Below are 23,897 nucleotides of genomic sequence, written 5' to 3'. Positions count from 1 at the left end.
TCGGCTGCAAAACTCCTTTAAGGCCGGTGCGATGCTGTCGCGCCTCGTCCTCACCGATTTCCGCAATCATGCCGACCTGACGCTCCAGCCGGGGGCGAGGTTCGTGGTGCTGACCGGCGCGAACGGCGCGGGCAAGACCAATATCCTCGAGGCGGTTTCGCTGCTCGCCCCCGGCCGGGGGCTGCGCCGGGCGGCGCTCGGCGAGATGGCGCGGCAGGGCGGTGCGGGCGGTTTCGGCGTCGCGGCAACGCTCTGCCCCTCCGCGCGAGGTGAGACTTCCGTAGCTGGGGCCGAACGCGACCAACATGCCGACGCTGGTAGCCACATCGGCGATGTCGATATCGCGACCGGCGCGCTGACCTCGGCGCCCGAGCGCCGCATCGTCCGCGTCCAGGGTGCGACCACCACCGCCAATACGCTCGCCGAATGGCTGACGGTGTTGTGGCTCACCCCCGCGATGGACCGGCTGTTCGTCGCCCCCGCGGGCGAACGCCGCGGCTTTCTCGACCGGCTGACGCTCGCGCTCGCACCCGGGCACGCGCATCATGCCGCGCGCTACGAGGCGGCGATGCGCGCGCGCAACCGGCTGCTTGGCGACGAAGGCCGTCCCGATGGCGACTGGCTGTCCGCGCTCGAGGCGCAGATGGCCGACCATGGCGACGCGCTCGATGCCGCGCGCCGCGAAACGGTCGACCTGCTCGGCGCGCGGCTGGCGGGCGAGACGGACGGCGCATTTCCGCGTGCGGGCCTCGCGCTCGACGGCTGGGCCGGCGATGCCGCGCCGCTCGCGGTCACGCTGGCGCAGGGTCGCGCGCGCGATGCCGCTGCCGGGCGGACCCTGGTCGGGCCGCACCGTGTCGACCTGATCGTCACGCACCACGACAAGGCGCGCGCCGCGTCGCTCGCCTCGACCGGCGAGCAGAAGGCGCTGCTGCTCGGCATCGTCCTCGCGCATGCCGAGCTGGTCGCCGAGCGGACCGGCCAGCCCCCGGTCCTGCTGCTCGACGAGGTTGCTGCGCATCTCGATCCGGCCCGCCGCGCGGCGCTGTTCGATCGGCTGGCGGGGCGCGGGCAGGTGTGGATGACCGGCACCGAGGATGCGCTGTTCGATGCGATCGACGCGCAGGCGACGCGGATCGCGGTCGGGCCTGGCTGAACGCGCGCTGTCGATGCGCGTCACGAGGGGTTCAAGCGGGCGCGGGCAAATCCCGGTCCATCGCGCCCCGGTCCATCGCGGGCGACGGAGAGACATGATGAAGACGACTATCGCACGCGCCGCATTCGGACTGGTCATGATCGCGGCAACCACCGCACCGGCATTCGCGCAGGCGCGCTATGACATGAGCAACCCGCCCTGGTCGCGCCCCGGTTACAGGCTGGCGGGTGCCGGCGTGCCGATCCTGTTCCCTGAGCTGCGCAATACGCCGCGAGGTCGCACGTTCGTGATGCCCAATTTCGACGCGAACGGCGATGGCCGGATCAACCGGCAGGAGGCCGACGACGCCAACCGCGAATTCGCCCGCATCGCCGGGCCGCGTCGCGACCGGTTCGACTGGGCCGCCTATGGTCGCGACCCGGGAGGCTATCGCGGCGACCGCGGCGGCGGCACCACTGTGGTCGAGACCAGCACGACGTGGGACCGCGGCGCGATGCGCAACTACGGCTTCCGTCAGACGCCACGCGGCGCGACGCTGACGCTGCAGGAGGACGTGCTGTTCCGCACCGACAGCGCGGTGCTGCGCCCCGGGGCGATCGAGAAATTGCGCCCGCTCGCGCGCTATCTGCGCGGCAATCCGGGCGTCCGCGTGGCGATCGACGGCTTTACCGACTCGCGCGGCACCAATGCGCACAACCAGGATCTGTCCGAGCGCCGCGCGGCGAGCGTCCGTCAGGCGTTCGACGACATGGACGTCGTCCGCGCGCGCTTCAACGTCGTCGGCCATGGCGAGCGCCAGCCGGTCGCGACCAACGGCACCGCCGCCGGCATGCGCCTCAACCGCCGCGTCGAAGTGACCCTGCTCGGCCAGCGCGCCGACCGCTTCTGACGGTGAACTCCCTCTCCCCCCGGGGGAGAGGGAAGGGGCCCGCGGCCCTTGCCGTGGGAAGGGTGAGGGCAAGTGAGGCTCGGGAGCGCGCGCCAAAGCCCCTCACCCTTCCGTCGCCTGCGGCGCCTCCCTCCCTATCCCCCGAGGGGAGAGGGGCAGGCCCGCCTCTACCACCCCGGCGAAGGCCGGGGCCCAGGTGGGGGACGTCTCAGACGGAAGGGGTCGCTGCGTTACGACCACCTTCCCAACTGGGCCCCGGCCTCCGCCGGGGAGGCGACGTGTTTGGAGCGAGGCTAGAGCCGAACGCTGTCCTACGCCTCACGACCCGCCCCCCGGCGCCACAGGCCATTTCGCTTCCGTTTCGGGCGTGCGATGCCTATATGCTGGGCATGGCATCCAACCCTGAATCCAACAATCCCAACCTGCCCAACCAGGGCGACTATGGCGCAGACTCGATCAAGGTCCTCAAGGGCCTCGACGCGGTCCGCAAGCGCCCCGGCATGTATATCGGCGACACCGACGACGGATCGGGCCTCCACCACATGGTGTTCGAGGTCAGCGACAACGCGATCGACGAGGCGCTTGCCGGGCATTGCGACCGGATCGACATCGTCCTGAACGCCGACGGTTCGGTCAGCGTCACCGACAATGGCCGCGGCATCCCGACCGGCATCCACACCGAGGAAGGCGTGTCCGCAGCCGAGGTCATCATGACCCAGCTCCACGCCGGCGGTAAGTTCGAGAACACCAGCGACGAGAACGCGTACAAGGTCTCGGGCGGCCTGCACGGCGTCGGCGTCTCGGTCGTCAACGCGCTCAGCGAATGGCTCGACCTGACGATCTGGCGCGACGGCAAGGAGCATTATATGCGCTTCGCGTTCGGCGACGCGGTGCTCCCGCTCAAGATCGTCGGCGACGCGGCCGAGGGCCAGAAGGGGACGCGCGTCACCTTCTTCCCGTCGCCCGCGACCTTCAAGATCACCGATTTCGACTTCGACAAGCTCGAACATCGCTACCGCGAGCTCGCCTTCCTCAATTCGGGCGTGCGCCTGTTCCTGACCGATGCACGGCATGAGGAGCTAAAGACCGTCGAGCTCTATTACGAAGGCGGGATCGCCGCGTTCGTGAAGTATCTCGATCGCGCCAAGCTGCCGCTGATGCCCGAGCCGGTCGCGATTTCGGGTACGCGCGACGACGTCACGATGGACGTCGCGCTCCAGTGGAACGACTCCTATTACGAGAACGTCCTCGCCTTCACGAACAACATCCCGCAGCGCGACGGCGGCACGCACATGGCCGCGTTCCGCGCCGCGCTGACGCGCACGCTCAACAATTATGCCGAGAAGTCGGGCCTGTTGAAGAAGGAAAAGGTCCAGCTCACCGGCGAGGACATGCGCGAGGGGCTCACCGCGATCGTCTCGGTCAAGCTGCCCGACCCGAAGTTCAGCAGCCAGACCAAGGACAAGCTCGTCTCGTCCGAAGTCCGCCAGCCCTTGGAAAGCCTGATGGCCGACAAGATGGCCGAATGGCTCGAAGAGAACCCCGCGCACGGCAAGGCGATCGTCGCCAAGATCATCGACGCCGCCGCCGCGCGCGAAGCCGCCAAGCGCGCGCGCGAACTGACGCGCCGCAAGGGCGTGATGGACATCGCCTCGCTGCCCGGCAAGCTCGCCGACTGCCAGGAGCGCGATCCCGCCAAGTCCGAGCTGTTCCTGGTCGAGGGTGACTCGGCAGGCGGTTCGGCCAAGCAGGGCCGCGACCGCCATTTCCAGGCGATCCTCCCGTTGCGCGGCAAGATCCTGAACACCGAGCGCGCGCGCGAGGATCGCATGTTGTCGAGCCGCGAGATCGGCACGCTCATCACCGCGATGGGCACCGGCATCCGCGACGACTTCAACGCGGACAAGCTGCGCTACCACAAGATCGTCATCATGACCGACGCAGACGTCGATGGCGCGCACATCCGCACGCTGTTGCTGACGCTGTTCTACCGTCACATGCCCAAGATCATCGAGGGCGGCTATCTCTACATCGCGCAGCCGCCGCTCTACAAGGCGACCAAGGGCCGCTCCGAAATGTACCTGAAGGACGATGCCGCGCTCGACGAATATCTGGTCGATGCGGGCGTCGGGTCGATGGTTCTCGAAGGGCCCGGCGGCGCCCGCTCGGGTCGCGACCTGAAGGATCTGGTCGATCACGCGCGCCGCATGCGCACGCTGATGCGCTACGTCCCCAAGCGCTATGACGCGGGCATGATCGAGGCGTTGGCACTGGGCGGCGTGTTCGATCCCGAGGCGTCGGTCGCGGACCGCACGTTGCGGCTCGAGATCGTCACGCGGCGGCTCGAACTCGACGACGGCGATGCGCGCTGGACCGCCGAGCTGACGCAAGATGGCGGCATCCATTTCCAGCGCGCGTGGCGCGGGGTGACCGATCACCACATCATCGAGGCGAGCTTCCTCGTCTCGGCCGAGGCGCGCAAGCTGCACGCCCTGTCGGCCGAGCAGTCGGACAGCTATGCGCGCACGTCGAACCTCGTCCCCGCGAGCAAGGCGGCGCACGCCGACGAGCCCGAGGCGGAAGACGCCGCAGAGACCGGTGCCGGCGTGATCGGGTCCGCCACCGCGGTCGCGACGCGCGGCTCGACGCAGGTGTCGCGCCCGAGCCATCTGCTCGACGCGATCCTCGCCGCCGGCCGCAAGGGTCTCGCGATCCAGCGCTACAAGGGGCTGGGCGAGATGAACGCGGAACAGCTGTGGGAAACCACGCTCGATCCGTCGGTCCGCTCGATGCTGCGCGTCACCGCGGTCAATGCCGAGAGCGCGAACGAGATCTTCACGCAGCTGATGGGCGAAGTCGTCGAACCGCGGCGCGAGTTCATCCAAGACAACGCGCTCAACGTCGCCAATCTCGACGTCTAGGGCGCGTTTCGCTTCCCCGGACCGACGCACAGGGATCGTCCGATCCGTGTGCGTCAGTCCGGTTCGGCCCTGCGTGGCGCGTCGGTCTTGCGGATGATCGCGCCGAAATGCGTCTGGCCGTCCTCGCGCCACATCGACAGCGACAGGGTGACGGCCAGCTTCGATCCGCCGCGGTGCGTCGCCTCGAGGGTGGCTGTCGTCCCGACCAGATGTGCCGCGCCGCGGGCTGCGAGTTGCTGCAGGTTCAGGGCGTTACCCCGTTCTCGCGGATCGATGATGGCGATCGTCTGACCCAGAGCCTGATCGGTGCTGAAACCGAACAGCGTCTCGCACGCCGCGTTCCAGACGATGATCCGGCCGTCATGATCCGCACATAGAATGCCATCGGGAGAGGTCGCGGCGAAATTGTCGAAGCGGGACCGGCCCGGGTCGGGCAGCTGTGACACGTGGTTCGCCAGTGGCGACCCCTCACGCAGGCTGCGCGCGAGTTCGGGGGTGTCGAGCCAGCGTTCGCGGGGCGCGAGCCCGCCATCTACGGCGACATAGACCATCTCCGCCACGCTGCTGACGTTCAGCTTGCGCAGCGCCTGTGCGCGATGCCCCTCGACCGTACGCGGGCTGATCGCCATCGCCTGCGCGATCGCCTTGTTGGTCTGGCCGACGATCATCGCGCGCACGACATTGCGTTCGCGTTCGGTCAGCAGATCGAGACGCGCGCGCGCCGCGCCGCGCTGCGCCGTCCAGTTCACCAGCGTCGCGACCCGTTCGAACGCGCGGTCCAGCGCGGCCGCCAGCGTTTCGGGCTCGAGTGGCATGTCGAGCACCTCGGTCGCGCCCAGTTTCATCGCCTCGACGGTGACCGTCGCGTCGGTCCGCGCCGTGATCGCGATCGCCGGCCAGCGGATGTCGCGTTGTGCCAGCGCGGAGAGCAGCCCCAGGCCGTGCGCCGGCGGCGTCCGCAGCTCGATCAGGATCGGCGCAGGCTTGAGCGTGGGCAATTGCTCGAGGAACAGGTCGGCATGGGCAAAGGGCCAGACCGTGATGCCCGACGGCTTCAGACAGGCCTGCAGATGCCGCCGCGTGCCGCTGTCGTCGTCGATGACGTATAGGATCATGGCTGCTCCGGTCGGTGGCGGTGCCAGGGGCCCGAAAATGGTGCCGCGGCCGGGACGATGAAATTCGGCGTTACACGGTAAAGTCTAAGAGTTCGAGGGGGCTGTCGCGGGCGTTCAATAGGTGATGCTGACCCAGAGGATGTCGCTGTAGGATCCCGGTTTCAGCTGCGTCTGGCGGGCCGGTGCGCGGACATAGACGGGAATCGCGGTGCTGGTGGCGACCGCGGTGCTGCTGACGGTGCTGCTGCCATTGGTGCCATCGCCCCAGACCCGGGAGTGCGCAGGATCGATATAGAGATTGTAGAGCAGCGCCTGGGCGCCGCCGGTCATGGTCCGCGCGCCATAGTCGCCATTGCCCGGGCCGATCGCGATGACGACGCTGGTTTCGACGTCGCAGCTGATCGCGATGCTGGTGACGGCATCCTGTGGCGCCGATGCGAACGGATCATAGCGACCCAGACTCAGTTGCTGCGGACTAACGCTGCAACTGGCTGCCGCTGCCGGCGCCGCGGTCGCGAGTAGCGCGAAGACAAACGCGGCGGTGATCGCGCTGCGACCGATCATGAGGTGCATGTGAAGGTTCCGAGATCGGGTTGGGTCTGTCCGGCGGGGACGAAGTCGAAGGCGAACGCGCATCCGCCGCCGGCAAAGGTGGCGGACACGCGATTGCGCGTGGCCAGCCCGGTCAGATAGGCGTCGCCGCCGGGCGCCAGCAGAAAGGCTTCGCCCGCGCCGTTCAGGTGAAGCACGGTGCCGGCGGGAAGCGGGTTGCCGTCCGCACCGACCACCCGGAGCCGCGCATCGCTTGCCGCGCGTGCGCCGAACCGTACCGCGACGCCGCTGCGATCATAGGGCCGCACCGTACGCTTGGTCTCGTCGATGATCGCGTCGAGCGGCAGGTCCTCGGCCTCGATCCGGATATGATTGTCCTGAAACGGCAGCAGCCGCGGGATGACCAGCACGCCCGCCGCGTTCGTGCGGCCGACCAGCTGGTTGTCCGAATAGACGCGGACATTGGCGTAGGGGCCGACACGCACGGTCCCGAAGCTCTGCTCGATCCGGCGTGCGGCGAACACCGCGCCATCGACCGTCGCGACCGATCCGACCAGCTGCAGCCGCCCGCCCGACGCCCCGTTCAGCCGGGTCACCTGCGCATCGATACGGCCGATGCCGCTCTGGGCATTGACCTCTGCATCAAGCCGCTCGATCGCCCCGGTTTCCGCCTGCAGCCGGTATCCGACGCCGTCGCCATAAGGGAGGTTGCGTTGCAGCGTCGTCGTCGCGCCGAGCTCGCCGTCGCGCAGCTGCACGCCGGCGGTGGCGCTGGTCCGCTGGCCGAACGGGACGGTGAGGCGGAACTGCACCGTCGTGTCGCGCGCGCCGGCAAAGCTCCGGCTCGCATTGAGGCTGAGCGCGCCGATCCGGCGGAGCCGCATCGACGCATTGGCATTGCCCGACAGAATATCGCCGCGCTGGTCGCGGCTGCGGCGCCACAGGAGAGAAGCGGTGACCGATCCATAGGGCGTGGGCGTGCCGATAAAACCGGTCACCGTGCTGCGCGCGCGCCGATAGGCGGTCGAATCGCCGACCGTCGCATAGTCCGCGGTGGTGATCTCGCCATTGCCGCCCAGCGACAGGCCGCGCGTCTGGCGTTCGAACCCGATCCCGAACAGGCCGCCGCCGCCCCGGTCCCGAATGGCTGCCCGCGGCCGAGAGCGAGAAGATCCCGACCGCGGGCCACAAGGCGCTGACCTGCATGCTGGTCGCCTGCATCCTGCGGGTGGTTTCGCCATGCGCCTCGACCGTCAGCCGTTCGGTCACACCGTAGCGATGCGTCGCCGACAGGATCGGCGTGCCATAGTCGAAGCTCGCCCGCGTGAAATTGCGCCGCAACACGCCGATCTCGTACGAGAAATCATGCAGCCCCCGGCGCAGGATCTGCGGCGCGGCATAATAGGATTGCGTCACCCGCGTTTCGCGACCCAGCGCATCGCGCACCACCAGCTGGATATCGCCGCTGCCATTGACCACCGGGACGTCGGTCAGCGCGAACGGTCCGGACGCGACGGTCTGGCGGTTCTGGAGGATGTTGTTGACATAGAGGTCGACGACCGAGGGGACGGCCGCGCTGCCGTTCAGCGTCGGCAGCGCCATCGTCAGATAGCCCGGCTGCGTCGCGAAATTGGTCGCGAGCTGGAGGCCCGCGAACCGCAGCGCACCGGTCCCGGTGCTGCCGCGCGTCACGCCATCGCCGATCCGCAGCGATCGCAGCCGCGCCGGGTCGTCGATCGTCCAGTTGGTATCCAGCCTGACGAGGCTGCGTCGCCCGTCGCCACTGTTCCCCGTGCCGGCGATGAAGCTCGTCCCCATCGTCCCCGCGCCGCTGAACGCGCCCAGCTCGAACAGGCCGTCGAGCGAAGACGCGCCTGACGCGGTCTGTGCAGACAGGTCGTAATTGAGGAAGCCGCCGATCCCGCTGCGCGTCATCGGCCCGTCGGTCCGGCCCGACAGCAGCGCGCTTGTTGGCATGAACAATGCCGCCGGCGCGGTGATCGACAACGTCTGCGTTGCATCGTCGAGGCCAGCGACGAGTCCTTCCGCCGTGTCGAGCCGAAGATAGGTCTCGCCCTCGTACAGCCGCGTATCGTCCTCTTTCAGTACAAGCCGCCACGCGCGTGCCGCGTCTCCGGTGACGTACAGCGCATCCGCATCGTACAGCACCCAGACCGGATCGGGCTGATCGATGCCGTTGATCCGGATCGCGAGCAACGCCAGACGCAGGTCCGCCGGCGCCGCGGCCTGCCCCGCCGCCGGGATGGGCGCGGGGTCGGCTGCGATGCCGGGCGAACCCGCGGCCAGAAGCACGATCGCCAGACTAGCGCGCGGCCAGATTCGCCGTGACTTCGTGCTCGCCATCGGCGGTGCGGATCGCGAGCGTCAGCGGCGTCCCGGTCGTGAGTTCGGGGTGCTTGCCGATCTCCCATTGGCGCATGCTCTGCGGCAGGACGACGCCCATCGCTTTGCTCAGCACCGTCGACGTGCCGCCCGGGCCCGTGCCCGTCCGATGTGCGATGCCGGTGACCTGTGCGATCGCGCCGCCGGTGTTGCGCGCCTCGAGGACGATGTCGCCGGCCGGACGCCGCCAGGCGGTCCAGGCGACGTCAGCCTTGGCGGCCGGATCGGCGACGATATAGAGCGGCAGGTTCAGCTTGACCGCGATGCGCACGCCGTTCGCCGTCGCCGGCCCGGGGATCTCCTGCAGCATCACGCGATAGGCGGCATTGGGCAGGCGGTGCCGCACGCCGATGCGGACGAGTTGCGGCGCCCGCGTCGCAGCGGTGAAGATGGGTGGCGACGCGATCAGGTCGTCGGTCGGCGTATAGACGTCCTTGCCGTCGACCTGGGTCCAGCGAAAGGCGGACACCCGGATCGATACCGGTACATCCTCGCCATTGGTGATGGTCAGCGATCCGACCGGGCGGTTGGCGGGCAGGGTGAGCGTGACCGGGCTGACGCGGAAGTTGCTCGCGACCGCATCGCCGGGCAGGGCGATGGCGGCGGCCATGCAAAGACCGGCCGCCGTGAGGCGACCGGTCTGCAAGAGGCTCATAAAGCGCATTGCTTGAAGAGCTTAGTAGTTGACCGTGACCTGGACGACATCCGCATAGGTTCCTGCCGGTGCGTTCGTCTGGCCAAGCGGGATGCTGCCGGCCAGCACGATCGGCACAACGACGCCGGTGCCGGTGCCGGTGATCGGCGAGCTGCCGGCCGTGCCATCACCCCATGGGCTGGTGGTGGTGTTGTCATTGTACAGGACGTAGTTCAGCTTCTGGCCTCCCCCGCCGGTCGAGGTCATCCCGCGCAAGGCCATCGTTGCATTTGCGCCCGTGCCGACATCGGCCGTCGCGGTCCAGGCCGTGCCACTGGTGCACATGACGTCCAGACCACCGGTGCCCGCATGCGCGGCGCCATCGGTCACATCGGCGCCGCCGAACTGCAGGGCGGTCGAGGTGACCACGCAGCTCTCGGTGACTTCGGCGTTGGCGGCGATCGTCGTGCCGGTGGTCTGCGCCGATGCCGGAAGGCCGACGAAAGCGGTCAGGCCGAGCGCGGACGCCAGCGCGAATTGGACGCGCATGTTGTTGATAGCCATTGGTAATTCCCAGGACTGGGCGCAGCAGGACATACCTTGCGCCACTCATGTCGAGCCGTATCTGTCATCAAGAGGCTTCTTGAAAACATGCCGCCTCATCGATGCAGTTCTACGCCAATGGCATTGCGAAGACCTGAACAAATGTACAATATTTCCCACGTAGATCTACGTGGACATGCATGGTCTTGACTTGGGATGGTCGTCGATCATTGCCGTACATCATGACGAATCATGGTAAACGGAATGAGTTTCGATGGTTAATACTAGATGAAAGACTGAATGCTGGCAAGCCGTGCAGTGCGCAGGGGCGCCACATGCCCCGGGATTGCGACGATCGCGGCCCGGGCACCGGCTCATCGGGCTGGCCATCACCGTCGCGTGGCCATTCCTATAGCGCCAACGCCCCCTATATCCCGTCGGCACCCTGCTGACCGGACGCAGCTTTCGCGCATCCCGGCCGGCCAACCGACGCGGATCGCCGCGTGAGAGGACAGCATGACAGAGTATAAGAAGACCGACGCCGCGCTCGCCAAGCTGACGCCCGAGCAATATTACGTCACGCAGGAAAGCGGCACCGAGCGGCCAGGGACGGGATCCTATCTCAACACCCGCGAACCCGGGCTCTATGTCGACATCGTCTCGGGCGAACCGCTGTTCGCGTCGGCCGACAAGTTTGATTCGCATTGCGGCTGGCCGAGCTTCACCAAGCCGATCACCCCCGCGCATGTCGCCGAACTGCATGACCGCAGCCACGGCATGGTCCGCACCGAGGTCCGCTCGGCAGGCGCGGACAGCCATCTGGGACATGTCTTCGAGGACGGGCCGCGCGATCGCGGCGGGCTGCGCTACTGCATCAACTCGGCCGCACTCCGCTTCGTCCCGCGCGACGCGATGGAAGCCGAGGGGTATGCGGACTATCTCGATCAGGNGGCGAGCGTCAGCCCGACATCGACATTGCCGCGCGTGGCGTTCGAATAGGGGCAGATCTGGTGCGCGGTATCGACCAGCTTCTGCGCCTGCTCGCGGTCGAGACCCGGCAGCGTGACGGTCAGATCGGTGGTGATGCCGAACCCGCCCGCACTGCGCGGACCGATGCCGACCTTGGCGGTCACCGACACATTGTCGGGCAGCTTCACCTTCAGCTGCTGCCCGGCGACCTTCAGAGCGCCGATGAAGCAGGCCGAATAGCCCGCCGCGAACAGCTGTTCCGGGTTGCTCCCGTCACCACCGGCGCCACCAAGCTCCTTGGGCGTCGACAGGGCCACCGCGAACCGGCCGTCCTCCGACCGTGCCTGACCGTCACGACCGCCGGTGGCGGTTGCCGTGGTGCTGTATTTCACATCGACTGACATGCTGAATCTCCTATTTGCTTATCGCGATAAACAAATAGGAGCGCGGGTCGTCGCTGTCCAGAGCCGCCCGTGCGCGTAACCATCGACGATCCTGCTCGTAGCTGACGGAGGTCAGCGCACCTCGGCGCGGAGCGTCGCGCGCACGCCGCGATGCGCGCGGTCATATTCGACGATCGAATGCAGGCTCTGCGCCATCGCGCGGATCAGCTTGGTGCCGAGCCCCGTACCGCGGGGCGTGGCATCGGCGGGCATGCCGCAGCCATCATCCTCGACCGCCAGCAGGAACTGGCCGTCATCGGTCTGCGACAGCGTCACGCGGACCTCGCCCGATCCCGTGGGATAGGCGTATTTGCAGGCATTGGTGACGAGTTCGGTGACGATCACGCCCAGCGACACCGCGCGGTCGGTCGCCAGCCGGATCGGTTCGGCGACCAACCGCAACGCGCGTGGCAGCGCCTCGCTCGACCAGGTCTCCGCCAGTTCGTCGACCAGCGCGCCGAGATATTCGCGCATGTCGACGCTCTCGACATCGTTGCTCGTATACAGGCGGCGATGGACCTGCGCGATCGCCTGGATCCGCCGCTGCGTATCCTCGAGCGCCTCGCGCGCGGCCGGGTCGGTCAGCGCGCCCGCCTGCAGGCTGACCATCGCCGAGACCAGCTGCAGCGAATTGGCGACGCGGTGGTTCACCTCGCCGAGCAGCGCCTCGAGCCGCGCGTTGGTCGCGCGCAGATCGGCCTCGGCAACGGCCTTGGCCTGTTGCAGCACCGACCGCGCGCCGACCTGCTCGAACGCTGCATCGAGCAGCTCGAAAAACTCCTCGCCGACGGTCTTCACGACATAGTCGGCCGCCCCCGCCTTCAACGCGGCGACCGCGATCCGTCCCTCGTCTGACCCGGTGACATAGACGACGGGCGGCGCATCGGGCAGCGCGCGCAGCACGTTGAGCGTCTCGAGCCCGTCCATCCCGGGCATGTAATGATCGACCGCGATCAGGTCATACGGTTCGGCGCGCGCCATCGCGATGCCGTCCGCGCCCGATTCGGCCAGCGTCATATGGTACCCGCGACGCTCCATCGCGCGCCCGACCAGCCGCCGGATACCCGCATCGTCATCGATATAGAGAACGCGTTTGCCGGTCATTCAACTCTCGGCCGAGGGGACCTGGATCACCGACAGGAACAGGCCGAGCTGGCGGATCGCCTGGGCAAAGCTCTCATAATTCACCGGCTTGGTGATATAGACGTTGCAGCCGAGATCATAGCAGCGCTGGATCTCGACCTTGTCGTCGGTGGTCGTCAGCACGACGACGGGCGCGCGTCGGAGCGGGCTGCCCTCCGCCTTGATCCGCGCGAGGATGTCGGTGCCGCTCATGTCGGGCAGGTTGAGGTCGAGCAGGATCAGCGCGGGGCCGCTCTTCGCCGGACCGTCGGCCGCATCGAACAGGAAGGCGAGTGCGGTCGTGCCATCGGTGAAATGGCGGATATCGTTGAGGATGCCCGCACGACGGATGTTCTTCTCGATAAGGCGCGCATGGCCCTCGTCATCCTCGATCATCACGATGCCGACGGATTTGTGATCGTTCATGCCACGGGATCCTGTAACCTGAGGTCGAAGGGAAGGTTGAGCCGGAAGGTCGCGCCTTCGCCGAGCGTCGAGACCACGTCGATCGTCCCGCCGAGCCGATAGGCCAGCGCGCGGACATGCGCGAGGCCGATGCCCTCGCCGGGCTGGTCCTGCGGCCCGGCACGGCGGAACAGGTCGAAGACGCGCTGGTGATCGCCCGGCGCGATGCCGCGGCCATTGTCGATGACCGACAGGATCACGCGGTTGCGCTCTCGCGTGCCGGCAAGCCGGATTGCGCCCGGCCGTCCGGGCTGAAGATATTTGGTCGCATTCTCGATCAGGTTCGACAGGATCTGTTCGAGCGCGAGCCGGTCGGTGACGAGTGCGGGCAGCGGGCGGTCGATCGTCACAGTCGCGCCGCGATCGTCGATAAGGTGCTGGATCGACGCGACGATCGCGTCCCCGACGGCGGCCGGGTCGACCGGTTCGGGGGTAATCGACCGCCGCCCCTCGCGCGACAGCTTCAGGATCGCGTTGATCAGCCGGTCCATCTTCTGAGTCGAGGCGCGGATGAAGCCGATCGCCTCGGGCAGGTCCTCGCGCGCGGCGATCCGCGCCTCGGGGGTGACGATCTCCGGGGCGATCGCCTCCGCCCGGTCGATCAGTGCGGCCAGCGGTGCGGCGGCCTCGGCCAGTTCCGCGGTGAAGCCCATCACATTGACGAGCGGCGAGCGCAGGTCGTGGCTGACGATATAGGCGAAACGCTGGATCTCGTCATTCGCCCGACTGAGATCCGCGGTCCGTTCGACCACCTGATCCTCGAGCGTCTCGTTGAGCAGGTGCAACCGGTCGCGCGACGCGCCGAGATCGGCGGTGTAGCGCCGGATCACCAGGATCGCGAGGATCGCGACGACGAGCAGCAGCAACGCCGCGACGCCCGCTACCGACAGGAACAACGCGTTTGAGCGTTGCTGGCGGTCACTGCGGATCTCGAGCAGGCGAACTTCCTCGGCGGCCATCGCCCGCAGCCGGTAGCGGATGCTGCGCATCAGCGGGACGCTCGCATCGACCGCGAACCGGCGTTGCGCCTCGCCGATCCGGCCCGCGTCGACCAGCGCGATCGACTGGGTCCGCAGGCTGCGCAACTGGCCCACCCGCGGTTCGATCAGGTCGAGCCGCGCGGTCTGGCGTGGATTGTCGTGGGTCGAGGAGCGCAGCGCCGTCAGCGCCGGCGCGAGCCGTTGGGCCGTCGTCTCATACGCCGTCGAGAACAGGGGCAGGCCAGTCAGAAGATAGCCGCGCCGCGCGGTCTCCGACTGCTCCATCTCGACCTGCAACGTGGCGATCGCCTGGCGGACGTCCTGCGTATGAAGAATATCGGCGGTATAGCGCGCGTTACGCACCGTGATCCAGCCGATCGCGACCGCGGCAGCGGCCAGCGCGACGAAGCCGAGCGTCATGAACGCGACCAGCCAGCGGGCGATGCGCCCTTCCGACTGGGGAAGTTTCAAGCTGATACGCGCCATATGCGACCCGTCTAGGATACCGCCTATCGTTACGCCAGCGATACTGACGGACGGCGGTCGGAGAGGGTGGATACCGTCGCCTTGCGCGACGGCGATTGCGAGGATCGGGGCGTCTGGCCGCGCCGGACGGGCATCGACACCGGCCCGCCAGGGTGGGGCCGGCGCCAGCGCCGACCCCGTTATGTCTTAGTTGCTGTCGGAGTTGTTGTCGTCGTCGATCGCGAGATACAGCGCGCCGCCCACGGCGACGGCAGCGACGGCGACGATGACCAGACCGGCACCGGCAACCTTGTTCTTCTTGGCAGTCGGCGATGCAGCGCGCACCGACTTGGCGACCGACAGCGACGCTGCGGAATTTGCAGCAGCATTCGCCGCGACGGGCATGGCCGAGACGGCAACGGCAGCAGCCGTGAGAAGGATCTTACGCATGAGAACAACTCCGTAACTTTATGAGAAGAGCGCACAGTATAGGCGTTTGTATTAAAAATGAAGCAACGTCTAAACCGATCGGGGGCAATTATCGGTCGCCGACCGTGACCCTGGGGCAACAGTTTTCAGGCGCTGGCCTTGCCACCGCGGCGGTCGCCACTGTGCCGCATCGATCGCGGGATTGGCCGAGACCCGGAGATCGCAATCACGATCGATCGGGACGGCCATCAAGATCACGGATCATCATGACCCGGTGATATCGTCGTCATGGTTCGACTTTGGCAGGCCCTCTAACCCGCCCGACAAGGCGAGACCGCTGCCGTTCGAGCGGATGACATCGCTACGCCGTTCGTTTGCTCAGTTGCTGTCCGAATCATCGTCGTCGCTCGTGACGAGCAGAATGGCGCCGCCCACGATGACAACCGTTGCCAGCAGGGGGACGATCAGGCTCGGACCGGCAAGCTTGGTCTTCCTGACGGTCTGCGTCGATACACGCACCGACTTGGCGACAGACAATGGCGCCGCTGCGTTGGTGGCTGCATTCGCGGTGGCCGGCATCGTAGCGATTGCAAATGCTGCAGCAGTGATGATGAACTTGCGCATGAAGGGTCTCCACTTCACCGAAGGAGACACGATCATAGTTCAATTCACGAATAATATAAACGCGCGCAATGTTTTGGTACGTATTATATGTATCTGCCGCGAAGTCGCGCTAAAGCAACAGTTCCTGCGCGCTCGCCTTGCCGACGCGGCCGCCGCCACTGCGCCGATCCATCTCGTGATTGGCGGTGAAGCGGATATCGGGATCGCGATCGGTCAGGAATGCCATCAGGGTCTCGTGATCCAGTTCGGACCATTCCTTGCCGCGGTCGGGACCATAGCGCACGCGCGGGATGAGCCCGGGATCGCGCGACCATTCGATCAGCTGCGCCAGGCTCGCCTCGTTGAGCATGTCGCGCAGATGGAAGGCGGTGACATAGGCGTCGGGAAAGGCACGATGCGCTGGCAGGCCGCGCTCATGCTCCATCCCCGCGGGCTTGCGCCAATAGCGCAGCACCTGGTTCGAAAAGCTCGGCGAATCGGGCCACAGCCGCAGCGCGCATTTCCACGTGCAGATCCATTCCGCGTCGCGCGTCAGCGCGGGGGTGCAGAATTTCTGTTCGAAATCGGCACGGTGCGCGGCCAGCGCGAGCCGTCGCGGCCAGGGATCGAGCACCTGGCGCGCGCAATCATGCCACCAGGGCGCATCGGCGACATGCTCGTCGAGAATATGATGGATCGCCTGGGTCACCGGCGGGATCAGCCGGCCCGGATTGACCAGCAGACTGCCGCCCTCGCCGTAGATTTCCCAGCGCCCGTCCTCACCCAGCGCAACGTCCTGCCAGCCGATCTCGCACACGCCGTGCGCGGGGGGAGCCGATCCGGTGGTCTCGAGGTCGATGACCCGGATCATCTGCGGCTGGGGCTTGGGCTTTGCATAAGATGGCGCCATGACTGCCATGTGGGGACAAAAGCGCGGCTAATCCAGCGCGTATGCACCGTCGCGGTCGATATCGACCTCGCGCACGCCGCGCCGCTGGCGCGCACGGTCGACGAGCGTGCGCAGCCCTTCGCGCCGGTCGCGCGCCATCGGCACGTCGCGCAGGACGAATTCGCCGCCGCCGGTCGTGCGATCGGTCGACGTCAGCACGATCGTGCCGATGTCGGTCATCTGGTTGAGCAGCGAATAGCCGAGCCGGACGTCCTTGATCCGGTAGAGCTCGATCTCGTCGATCGTCTTGAACAGGATGCCGCGCTTCACGATCAGCCGCTGGTCGGTGATCTCGAAGGTCGTGCTCCGGTTCCGGAGCCACCGCAGCCCGATCAGCACGAAACCCACGCCGACCAGGCAAGACAGCAGCGTTCCCCAGCCAGCAAAGCTGCCGAGCAGCCAGCGCCGCGTGCTGGACCGGAATTCGTCGATGGGTCGCTCCACGCGGCACTCCTTGGGATGATGGCGGAGGGTAGGGTAGCGCGGCCCCGAGTCAATCGCCGCGCGCGGGGCGGCACGCGGATCAGGCTCGCGTCACGCCGCAGGCCGCGAGGTGCGCGTCGACCGCGGCGAGCAGGCTGGCCAGCGCGTCGTCGGTGCGTGCTTCGGCGCGCACCGTCAGCATCGCCTGCGTGTTCGACGCGCGCAGCAGCCACCAGCCATCGGGCGTGGTGACGCGCGCGCCGTCGGTCAGGTCGACCACCGCGCCGTCGCGCGCCAGCCGTGCGACGACCGCGTCCACCACCGCGAACTTCTCCGCGTCGTCGACCGGGAAGCGCAGATCGGGCGTCGCGACCAGCGCCGGCATCGCATCGTGCAGCGCGGTCAGCGACTGTCCCGACAGATGCACCGCGCGAATGAGGCGGACCGCGGCATAGGCGGCGTCGTCGAACCCGTAATAGTCGCCCGCGAAGAACAGGTGCCCGCTCAGTTCCCCGCCGAGCGGGGCGCCGGTGCGCGTCATCGCGGTCTTCATCAGGCTGTGTCCGGTCGGCGCCATCACCGCCTTGCCGCCAAGCGCGGTGATCCGGTCGAACAGTGCCTGGGACGACTTCACGTCCGCGACGATCGAGGCGCCGGGATGCTCGCGCAGCGCGGGCTCGACCAAGATGGACAGGATCTGATCCCCCCAGATCACCCGCCCCAGCGCGTCGACCGCACCGATCCGGTCGCCATCGCCGTCAAAGGCCAGTCCGAAGTCGAGGTTGTTTTCCGTGACGAGCCGCTTCAGATCGGCAAGGTTCGATTCTTCGGTAGGATCTGGATGATGATTGGGAAAATTGCCGTCGACTTCGGCGAAGATCACATGATGCTCACCCGGGAGGAGCTTGACCAGCGCCTCGATCACCGGGCCCGCGGCGCCGTTGCCGGTATCCCAGCCGATCCTATAGGCGCCGCCGGCATAGCCCGCCATCAGCCGGCCGACATAGGCGTCGCGCAGGTCGACGGTGGTGACCATACCGGCGCCTTCGCTCCACGCGCCCGACTCGGCAAGCGCGGCAAGATCCTGGATGTCGTCACCGAAAAATGGGGCGTGACGCAATACCATCTTGAAGCCGTTATACTCGGCGGGATTATGGCTGCCGGTTACGTGGATGCCGCCATCCACTTCTAGCGTCGCCTCGGCATAATAGAGCATCGGCGACGGGCCGAGACCGATCCGGACGACGTCGACGCCGCCCGCGACCAGCCCGGCGACCAGCGCCGCCTCGAGTGCGGGGGAGGACAGGCGGCCGTCATAGCCGACCGCCACGCGGGTGCCGCCGATGCCGCGCACGCGCGTCGCGAACCCCCGGCCGATCGCGGTGGCATCTGCGGGGCCAAGGCTTTTGCCGACGATCCCGCGAACGTCGTATTCGCGCAGCGCGCTGGGGTCGAACTGGTGCGTCATACGTCTCTGTGTCGGCTTATCGCGTGCGTTTGAGCAGCAGGTCGCGCGCGGCGTTCACCCGCCGCGTCAGGTCAGTCGAGCCGCCGCGGTCGGGATGGACCGAGGCGATCAGCCGCCGGTGCGCGCTGCGGACCGCGTCGGCGTCCGCAAGCGCGTCGATCCCCAGGATCGCGCGCGCTTCCGCTTCGTCGGTCACCACGCGCTGTTTCGGCTTGGGGCGCAGATACCGCCAGGCCAGCCAGATCAGCAGTGCGGTGGCGATCCACGTCACGCCGCGGCCCTGCGGCGGACCGTGGTGCGGTCCGTCATGCAGCGACATCCGACACGGGGCCGGGCGACGACGGCGCCGCGGCGCGCGGCGCGGTTTCGGCGACCAGCTCGGGCAGCTGCAGCGCCGCCATCATCTCGCGCAGTTCCTGGCGCGCGGCGACGTGTGCCAGCCCCATGCCGCCGAATTCCTTCGCATCGATCATCGTCAGCCCGGCGGGGAACATCTCGCGGTAGATGACGCGTTCGCCGAGCCCCGGGATGATCCGGAACCCGACCCGCTTCGACAGCTGAACAAGCGCATCCGAGACGCGGCGCATGTTGCGCGCCTCGATATGCTGGAGGCGGTTGCGCAGCACGACCCAGTCGATCGTCGTCCCGTCCGCGCGGGCGCGCTGCTTGCGCGCGTCCCAGATCAGCTCGGAATAGAAGCTCGGCCGCGTCACCTGGAAGGTTTCGGGATCGACCTGCCCGATCAGGTCGAAATCGACGAAGCTGTCGTTCATCGGCGTGACCAGCGTGTTCGAGAGCGCGGCGGCGGTGCGCGCAAACGGATCGTCGCGGCCGGGCGTGTCGACGACGAGAAAATCCGAGTCCGCACACAGCGAATGCCACAGATCCTCGAACTGGTCCTCGGTCTGCGCCGACAGCGTCGCGTGACGCGGCATCGGCAGCGCGGAACCGGTGCGCTTGATCGTCTCGGCGCGGTTGTCGAGATAGCGGCCGACGGTGCGCTGGCGGTGGTCGAGGTCGAGACAGGCGACGCGCGCGCCCCTGGCGGCCAGCGCGATCGCGACATGGACCGCGGTCGTCGATTTGCCCGTGCCGCCCTTCTCGTTGGCGAACACGATGACGTGCGTCGAAGCGTGAGGGGAATCCGGGCCCGTGGCCAACGCGCGTTTCCTTATTGATCGTGAGTGACGCCCTTCATAGAAGCCGCGACCGTACTTATCGAGTGGGAGTTTCACGTGGACACCGTCAGGGACCTGAATATGCTGCGCGAAAGCGTCGCCGCGTTCCGCGCGGCCGGCCAGCGCGTCGCGCTCGTCCCGACGATGGGGGCGCTCCACGCCGGCCATGTCGCGCTGATCGAGGCGGCGAAACGCCCGGGAACGAAGGTCGTCGCGTCGATCTTCGTCAACCCCAAACAGTTCGGCCCGAACGAGGATCTCGCGCGCTATCCGCGGCGCGAGATGGCCGACATCAGGCTGCTGAACGAGGTCGGCTGCGACCTGCTCTGGGCGCCGGGCGTCGAGGTCATGTATCCCGAAGGCTTTGCCACCAACGTCAGCGTCGCCGGGGTGAGCGAGGGCTTTGACGGGGCCGCGCGTCCCGGCCATTTCGATGGTGTCGCGACCGTCGTCGCCAAGCTGTTCAACCAAGTCGGCGCGGATGCCGCCTATTTCGGCGAAAAGGACTTCCAGCAGCTCGCTGTCATCCGCCGGATGGTCACCGATCTCGACTTCGCGATCGAGATCGTCGGCGTCCCGACGCAGCGCGACGATGATGGCCTCGCCATGTCGTCGCGCAACATCTATCTCGACGACGACCAGCGCCGGCAGGCGGTCGCGCTGCCGCGGGCGCTCGGCGTCGCCGCGCGTGCGATCGCCCGCGGCGAGGATGTCGCCGCCGTGCTCGACGACGCCCGGACCGCGCTGGTCAGCGCGGGCTTCGCGATCGACTATATCGCGCTCGCGGATGCCGAGACCCTCGTCGAGCAGACGGGGGCGGAACAGCCCGGCGCGGCCCGCCCCCGGCGGCTGCTCGCGGCCGCGCGGATGGGCACGACCCGGCTGATCGACAACATCGCGGTCGACTAGGCAATCCTACGGAATGCCCCGTTAACCATTGAGCAGGCCGAGTCGGTCCAGTCTGTCGGCAGGAACAGCGGGGACCGACAATGGCTGGCAGGCTCAAGACCAAGAATTTCCTGATCGAACGGCGCCTCGCCGATGCCGCGCGCGGCGACGGGCGGGCGTGTTACGAACTCGGGATGGTGTATTCGACCGGCACCGCGGGCGTCGTGCTCGACCTGATCGAGGCGCATAAATGGTTCAACCTGGCGGCGGTGTCGGGCAATCACGCGGCGCAGGAATGCCGCGCGCAGATCGCCGAGGACATGAGCCAGCGCGACATTGCGGTGGCGCAGCGGGCCGCGCGCGACTGGATGCAGTTGACGCAACGCCGCGCGGCGTAAGCCTTCTGTCTGATCCTCCCCCTGACGGGGGAGGATCAGGGCGTTATTCGGCTGCGGCCTTCTTCTTGGGCGCGGCCTTTTTCGCAGGCGCCTTCTTGGCCGGCGCCTTCTTCACCGGCGCTGCCTTCGCCTCCCCGTCCTTGGCCGCCGCGGCCTTGGCCGGTGCCTTCTTCGCCGCGGGCTTCTTGGCGGGCGCCTTCTTCTTCTTCGTCGCAGGTGCCGCCGCGGCCCTCGCGTCGATCAGCGAGGCCGCTTCCTCCAGCGTCAGCTGGTCCTTTTCGATCGACTTGGGCAGCGTCGCGTTCGTCGTGCCGTCGGTGACATAGGGACCGTACCGCCCCTCCATCAGCTTGATCTCCGCCTCGGTACGCGGATGGTTGCCCAGAACCTTCAGCGGCGCCTGCGCCCCGCGCGCGGTGCGACCGCCGCCGGCCGCCGCTTCGGCCAGCTTCACGACCGCCGCGTTCATGCCCGTCTCGAACACGTCCGCCGTGGTCGTCAGACGCGCATATTTGCCCTCATGCTTCAGATACGGCCCGAACTTGCCGATCGTCGCGATGATCGGCTCGCCGGTCTCGGGGTGGTTGCCCACCGTCCGCGGGAGCGAGAGCAGCTTGACCGCCCATTCGAGGTTGAGCTCGCCGATATCCTTCGGGATCGACGCCATCTTGCGATCCTCGCCCTCGCCGATCTGCAGATACGGGCCGAAGCGTCCCGACTTGCGCTCGATCGGCTGGCCGGTGTCGGGATGCGTGCCGAGCGTCGACGGACCCGCATCCGCCTCAGCGTCACCGCCGGGCTGCGCGAAGCGGCGCGTATATTTGCACTCGGGATAGTTGGAGCAGGCGATGAACGCGCCGAACTTGCCGCCGCGGAGCGCCAACTGCCCCTCGCCGCAATTCGGGCAGAGCCGCGGATCGCCACCATCCGCCTTGGCGGGGAACAGGTACGGCGCGAGGAAGGTGTCGAGCTCGGCGGTGATCGCGCTGGGCTGCTGCTCCATCACCTCGGAGGTACGCGGCTTGAAATCGCGCCAGAACGCGTCAAGCACCGACTGCCACTGCGCGCGGCCGCCCGAAACATCGTCGAGTTCCTCCTCGAGCTCCGCGGTATAGTCGTAACCGACATATTTCTCGAAGAAGCGCTCGAGGAACGCCGTCACGAGGCGCCCGGACTCCTCGGCGAAGAAGCGGTTCTTCTCGATCCGCACATAGGCGCGGTCCTTCAGCGTCTTGATGATCGAGGCGTAGGTGGACGGGCGACCGATGCCCAGCTCCTCCATCCGCTTGACGAGGCTGGCTTCCGAGAAGCGCGGCGGCGGCTGGGTGAAGTGCTGCTCGGCGTCGACCTTCTTCTTGGCCGGCGCATCGCCCTCCTTCATCCGCGGCAGACGGCGTGCGTCCTCGTCCTGCGTGTCGTCGGCGCCTTCCTCGTACAAGGCGAGATAGCCGGGGAAGAGCACGACCTGACCGGTCGCGCGCAGGATGTTGCGGCCCGTGCCGTCGGCCATCTCGACCGTCGTGCGTTCCATCCGCGCCGACGCCATCTGGCTGGCGAGCGCGCGCTTGAAGATCAGGTCGTACAGCCGCGCATGATCGCCGCCGCCGGCCTTGTCCTTGGAAAAGTCCGTGGGGCGGATCGCCTCATGCGCTTCCTGAGCGTTCTTCGCCTTCGACTGGTACTGGCGCGGCTTGTCGGGGACGTAGCTCGCGTGGAAGCGGTTCGCGACCGCGAGGCGCGCGGCTGAAATCGCGCTGCCGTCCATCTGCACGCCATCGGTACGCATATAGGTGATCGCGCCGTCCTCGTAGAGGCCCTGCGCGATCCGCATCGTGTGATCGGCGGAGAAGCCGAGCTTGCGCGACGCCTCCTGCTGGAGCGTCGACGTGGTGAACGGCGGCGGCGGGTTGCGCGTGGCGGGCTTGGTCTCGACCGTCTGGACCGAGAAATTGCCGTCGAGCACCGCCTGCTTGGCGCGCAGCGCGTCGCCCTCGTTGCCAATCGACAGGCGGTCGAGCTTGTTGCCCTCGAACTGCGTCAGGCGCGCCTGGAACGCGGTGCCGTCATGCTCCATCTCGGCGGTGACGGACCAGTATTCCTGCGGCTTGAACACGTCGATCTCGCGCTCGCGCTGGACGATCAGGCGCAGCGAGACCGACTGGACACGGCCCGCGGACTTGGCGCCGGGCAGCTTGCGCCACAGCACCGGCGAGAGCGTGAAGCCGACGAGGTAATCGAGCGCACGGCGCGCGCGGTACGCATCGATCAGATCGTCGTCGAGCTCGCGCGGGTTCTTCATCGCCTCGGTAACGGTCGCCTTGGTGATCGCGTTGAAGGTGACGCGCTCGACCTCCTTCGGCAGTGCCTTGCGCGCACGCAGCACTTCGCGGACATGCCACGAAATCGCCTCGCCCTCGCGATCCGGATCGGTCGCGAGGATCAGGCGGTCAGCGGTCTTGGCGAGGTCGGTGATCGCTTTGAGCTGCTTCGACTTGTCGGCGTAATTCTCCCACGTCATCGCGAACTGATCGTCGGGATCCACCGAGCCGTCCTTGGGCGGCAGGTCGCGGACATGGCCGTAGCTGGCCAGCACGCGATAGTCGCTGCCGAGATACTTCTCGATGGTTTTGGCCTTGGCAGGCGATTCGACGATGACAAGCTGCATGGGGAAACCGGGATCCTTACGTGTACGCGTACGAGGGTGACGGCGTTCGGGTGGTGCCGTCAAGCAGGCGCTTGGTCGGCATGAGTGCGCCAGATAGGGCGCCCGCGCTCGTTTGTCAGAGGCAGGGCGGGCGCGGTGGCGGCATCGCGGTGCGCGATCGCGGGCGCGCATCATGCAGACCGGATGGCGTCCCCGCCCGGGACGGATCGAAGTGATGTCGATAGAGCATATGCTGGATA

The 23,897-nt window shown here is 67.5% G+C and carries 22 protein-coding genes and 2 pseudogenes; 6 read left to right on the top strand and 18 right to left on the bottom strand.

Annotated elements, in window-relative coordinates:
* Positions 1-31: 31 nt before the first annotated feature.
* The 3 genes from recF (at position 32) to gyrB (ending at position 4,966) form a co-directional block, all read left to right on the top strand.
* Positions 32-1,156, top strand: coding sequence for a DNA replication/repair protein RecF (gene recF, locus IFS44_RS07200; RefSeq protein WP_192098016.1), 1,125 nt, complete (start codon positions 32-34; stop codon positions 1,154-1,156).
* Between the two features lie 94 nt (positions 1,157-1,250).
* Positions 1,251-2,045: an OmpA family protein gene (locus tag IFS44_RS07195; RefSeq protein WP_192098015.1), complete on the top strand. Its 795-nt coding sequence runs from the start codon at positions 1,251-1,253 to the stop codon at positions 2,043-2,045.
* A 389-nt stretch (positions 2,046-2,434) separates the two neighbouring features.
* On the top strand, positions 2,435-4,966 hold the full coding sequence (gene gyrB / locus IFS44_RS07190) for a DNA topoisomerase (ATP-hydrolyzing) subunit B (protein ID WP_446740841.1): 2,532 nt from the start codon (positions 2,435-2,437) through the stop codon (positions 4,964-4,966).
* 53 nt (positions 4,967-5,019) lie between these two features.
* On the opposite strand, the gene IFS44_RS07185 is transcribed toward gyrB, so the two are convergent.
* The 6 genes and pseudogenes from IFS44_RS07185 to IFS44_RS07160 all read right to left on the bottom strand — a co-directional run bounded on the left by IFS44_RS07185 (position 5,020) and on the right by IFS44_RS07160 (position 10,219).
* Entirely contained in the window at positions 5,020-6,081 is a 1,062-nt protein-coding gene (locus tag IFS44_RS07185; RefSeq protein WP_192098013.1) for a LuxR C-terminal-related transcriptional regulator, read from the bottom strand.
* A gap of 114 nt (positions 6,082-6,195) precedes the next feature.
* Positions 6,196-6,654, bottom strand: coding sequence for a Csu type fimbrial protein (locus tag IFS44_RS07180; protein WP_192098012.1), 459 nt, complete (start codon positions 6,652-6,654; stop codon positions 6,196-6,198).
* The gene (locus IFS44_RS22155) at positions 6,642-7,874 is read right to left on the bottom strand and encodes a fimbria/pilus outer membrane usher protein (protein ID WP_244650026.1); all 1,233 of its coding nucleotides are present in this window, start codon (positions 7,872-7,874) and stop codon (positions 6,642-6,644) included. Before IFS44_RS22155 ends, IFS44_RS07180 begins: the two co-directional genes overlap by 13 nt.
* Positions 7,786-8,451, bottom strand: a pseudogene (locus tag IFS44_RS22150) (fimbria/pilus outer membrane usher protein); the annotation flags it as partial. The gene IFS44_RS22155 and the pseudogene IFS44_RS22150, both read right to left, overlap by 89 nt.
* Before the next feature lie 505 nt (positions 8,452-8,956).
* Positions 8,957-9,646 carry a fimbrial biogenesis chaperone gene (locus IFS44_RS07165; RefSeq protein WP_192098010.1) on the bottom strand — a complete coding sequence of 230 codons (690 nt, stop codon included), beginning with the start codon at positions 9,644-9,646 and terminating at the stop codon, positions 8,957-8,959.
* A 66-nt stretch (positions 9,647-9,712) separates the two neighbouring features.
* On the bottom strand, positions 9,713-10,219 hold the full coding sequence (locus tag IFS44_RS07160; RefSeq protein WP_206757820.1) for a Csu type fimbrial protein: 507 nt from the start codon (positions 10,217-10,219) through the stop codon (positions 9,713-9,715).
* 510 nt (positions 10,220-10,729) lie between these two features.
* Here IFS44_RS07160 and msrB point away from each other — a divergent pair.
* A pseudogene (gene msrB / locus IFS44_RS07155) lies at positions 10,730-11,162 on the top strand (peptide-methionine (R)-S-oxide reductase MsrB); the annotation flags it as partial.
* Between the two features lies 1 nt (position 11,163).
* Here the strand turns inward: msrB and IFS44_RS07150 are convergent.
* From IFS44_RS07150 to IFS44_RS07100, 11 genes are all read right to left on the bottom strand, one after another.
* Positions 11,164-11,586 (bottom strand): organic hydroperoxide resistance protein (locus IFS44_RS07150; protein WP_192098197.1); only part of this gene is annotated, 423 nt, incomplete at its 3' end.
* Positions 11,587-11,697: 111 nt separating this feature from the next.
* Positions 11,698-12,729 (bottom strand): sensor histidine kinase, encoded by a 1,032-nt coding sequence (locus IFS44_RS07145; protein ID WP_192098007.1) that lies wholly within the window; start codon positions 12,727-12,729, stop codon positions 11,698-11,700.
* Positions 12,730-13,173, bottom strand: a complete 444-nt coding sequence (locus IFS44_RS07140; protein ID WP_183936068.1) for a response regulator — start codon at positions 13,171-13,173, stop codon at positions 12,730-12,732.
* Complete coding sequence (locus IFS44_RS07135; protein WP_192098006.1) at positions 13,170-14,678, bottom strand: sensor histidine kinase; 1,509 nt, start codon at positions 14,676-14,678, stop codon at positions 13,170-13,172. The genes IFS44_RS07140 and IFS44_RS07135 overlap by 4 nt, the downstream gene beginning before the upstream one ends.
* Before the next feature lie 186 nt (positions 14,679-14,864).
* On the bottom strand, positions 14,865-15,107 hold the full coding sequence (locus tag IFS44_RS07130; RefSeq protein WP_031394821.1) for a hypothetical protein: 243 nt from the start codon (positions 15,105-15,107) through the stop codon (positions 14,865-14,867).
* 357 nt (positions 15,108-15,464) lie between these two features.
* Complete coding sequence (locus IFS44_RS07125) at positions 15,465-15,710, bottom strand: hypothetical protein (protein WP_166746465.1); 246 nt, start codon at positions 15,708-15,710, stop codon at positions 15,465-15,467.
* A 109-nt stretch (positions 15,711-15,819) separates the two neighbouring features.
* Positions 15,820-16,599: an exonuclease domain-containing protein gene (locus tag IFS44_RS07120; protein ID WP_042467016.1), complete on the bottom strand. Its 780-nt coding sequence runs from the start codon at positions 16,597-16,599 to the stop codon at positions 15,820-15,822.
* A gap of 27 nt (positions 16,600-16,626) precedes the next feature.
* Complete coding sequence (locus IFS44_RS07115; RefSeq protein ID WP_192098005.1) at positions 16,627-17,082, bottom strand: PH domain-containing protein; 456 nt, start codon at positions 17,080-17,082, stop codon at positions 16,627-16,629.
* A 79-nt stretch (positions 17,083-17,161) separates the two neighbouring features.
* Positions 17,162-18,529 (bottom strand): phosphoglucomutase/phosphomannomutase PgmG, encoded by a 1,368-nt coding sequence (gene pgmG / locus IFS44_RS07110; RefSeq protein WP_192098004.1) that lies wholly within the window; start codon positions 18,527-18,529, stop codon positions 17,162-17,164.
* 16 nt (positions 18,530-18,545) lie between these two features.
* On the bottom strand, positions 18,546-18,800 hold the full coding sequence (locus tag IFS44_RS07105; RefSeq protein WP_031396256.1) for a molecular chaperone DnaJ: 255 nt from the start codon (positions 18,798-18,800) through the stop codon (positions 18,546-18,548).
* Between the two features lie 34 nt (positions 18,801-18,834).
* Complete coding sequence (locus IFS44_RS07100) at positions 18,835-19,689, bottom strand: division plane positioning ATPase MipZ (protein WP_056406822.1); 855 nt, start codon at positions 19,687-19,689, stop codon at positions 18,835-18,837.
* Between the two features lie 75 nt (positions 19,690-19,764).
* Between IFS44_RS07100 and panC the strand changes: the two genes are divergently transcribed.
* Both panC and IFS44_RS07090 read left to right on the top strand, forming a co-directional pair.
* Positions 19,765-20,616 (top strand): pantoate--beta-alanine ligase, encoded by an 852-nt coding sequence (gene panC, locus IFS44_RS07095; protein ID WP_192098003.1) that lies wholly within the window; start codon positions 19,765-19,767, stop codon positions 20,614-20,616.
* A gap of 80 nt (positions 20,617-20,696) precedes the next feature.
* A complete protein-coding gene (locus IFS44_RS07090; RefSeq protein ID WP_192098002.1) occupies positions 20,697-20,993 on the top strand; it encodes a sel1 repeat family protein in 297 nt (98 codons plus the stop codon).
* A 43-nt stretch (positions 20,994-21,036) separates the two neighbouring features.
* On the opposite strand, the gene topA is transcribed toward IFS44_RS07090, so the two are convergent.
* Positions 21,037-23,658, bottom strand: a complete 2,622-nt coding sequence (gene topA, locus IFS44_RS07085) for a type I DNA topoisomerase (protein ID WP_192098001.1) — start codon at positions 23,656-23,658, stop codon at positions 21,037-21,039.
* Positions 23,659-23,897 lie beyond the last annotated feature (239 nt).

Source organism: Sphingomonas sp. CFBP 13706 (assembly GCF_014842355.1).
Lineage (GTDB): Bacteria > Pseudomonadota > Alphaproteobacteria > Sphingomonadales > Sphingomonadaceae > Sphingomonas > Sphingomonas aerolata.
The sequence above is the reverse complement of the archived record's forward strand: the minus strand, read 5'-3'. Positions and strand labels throughout refer to the sequence as shown.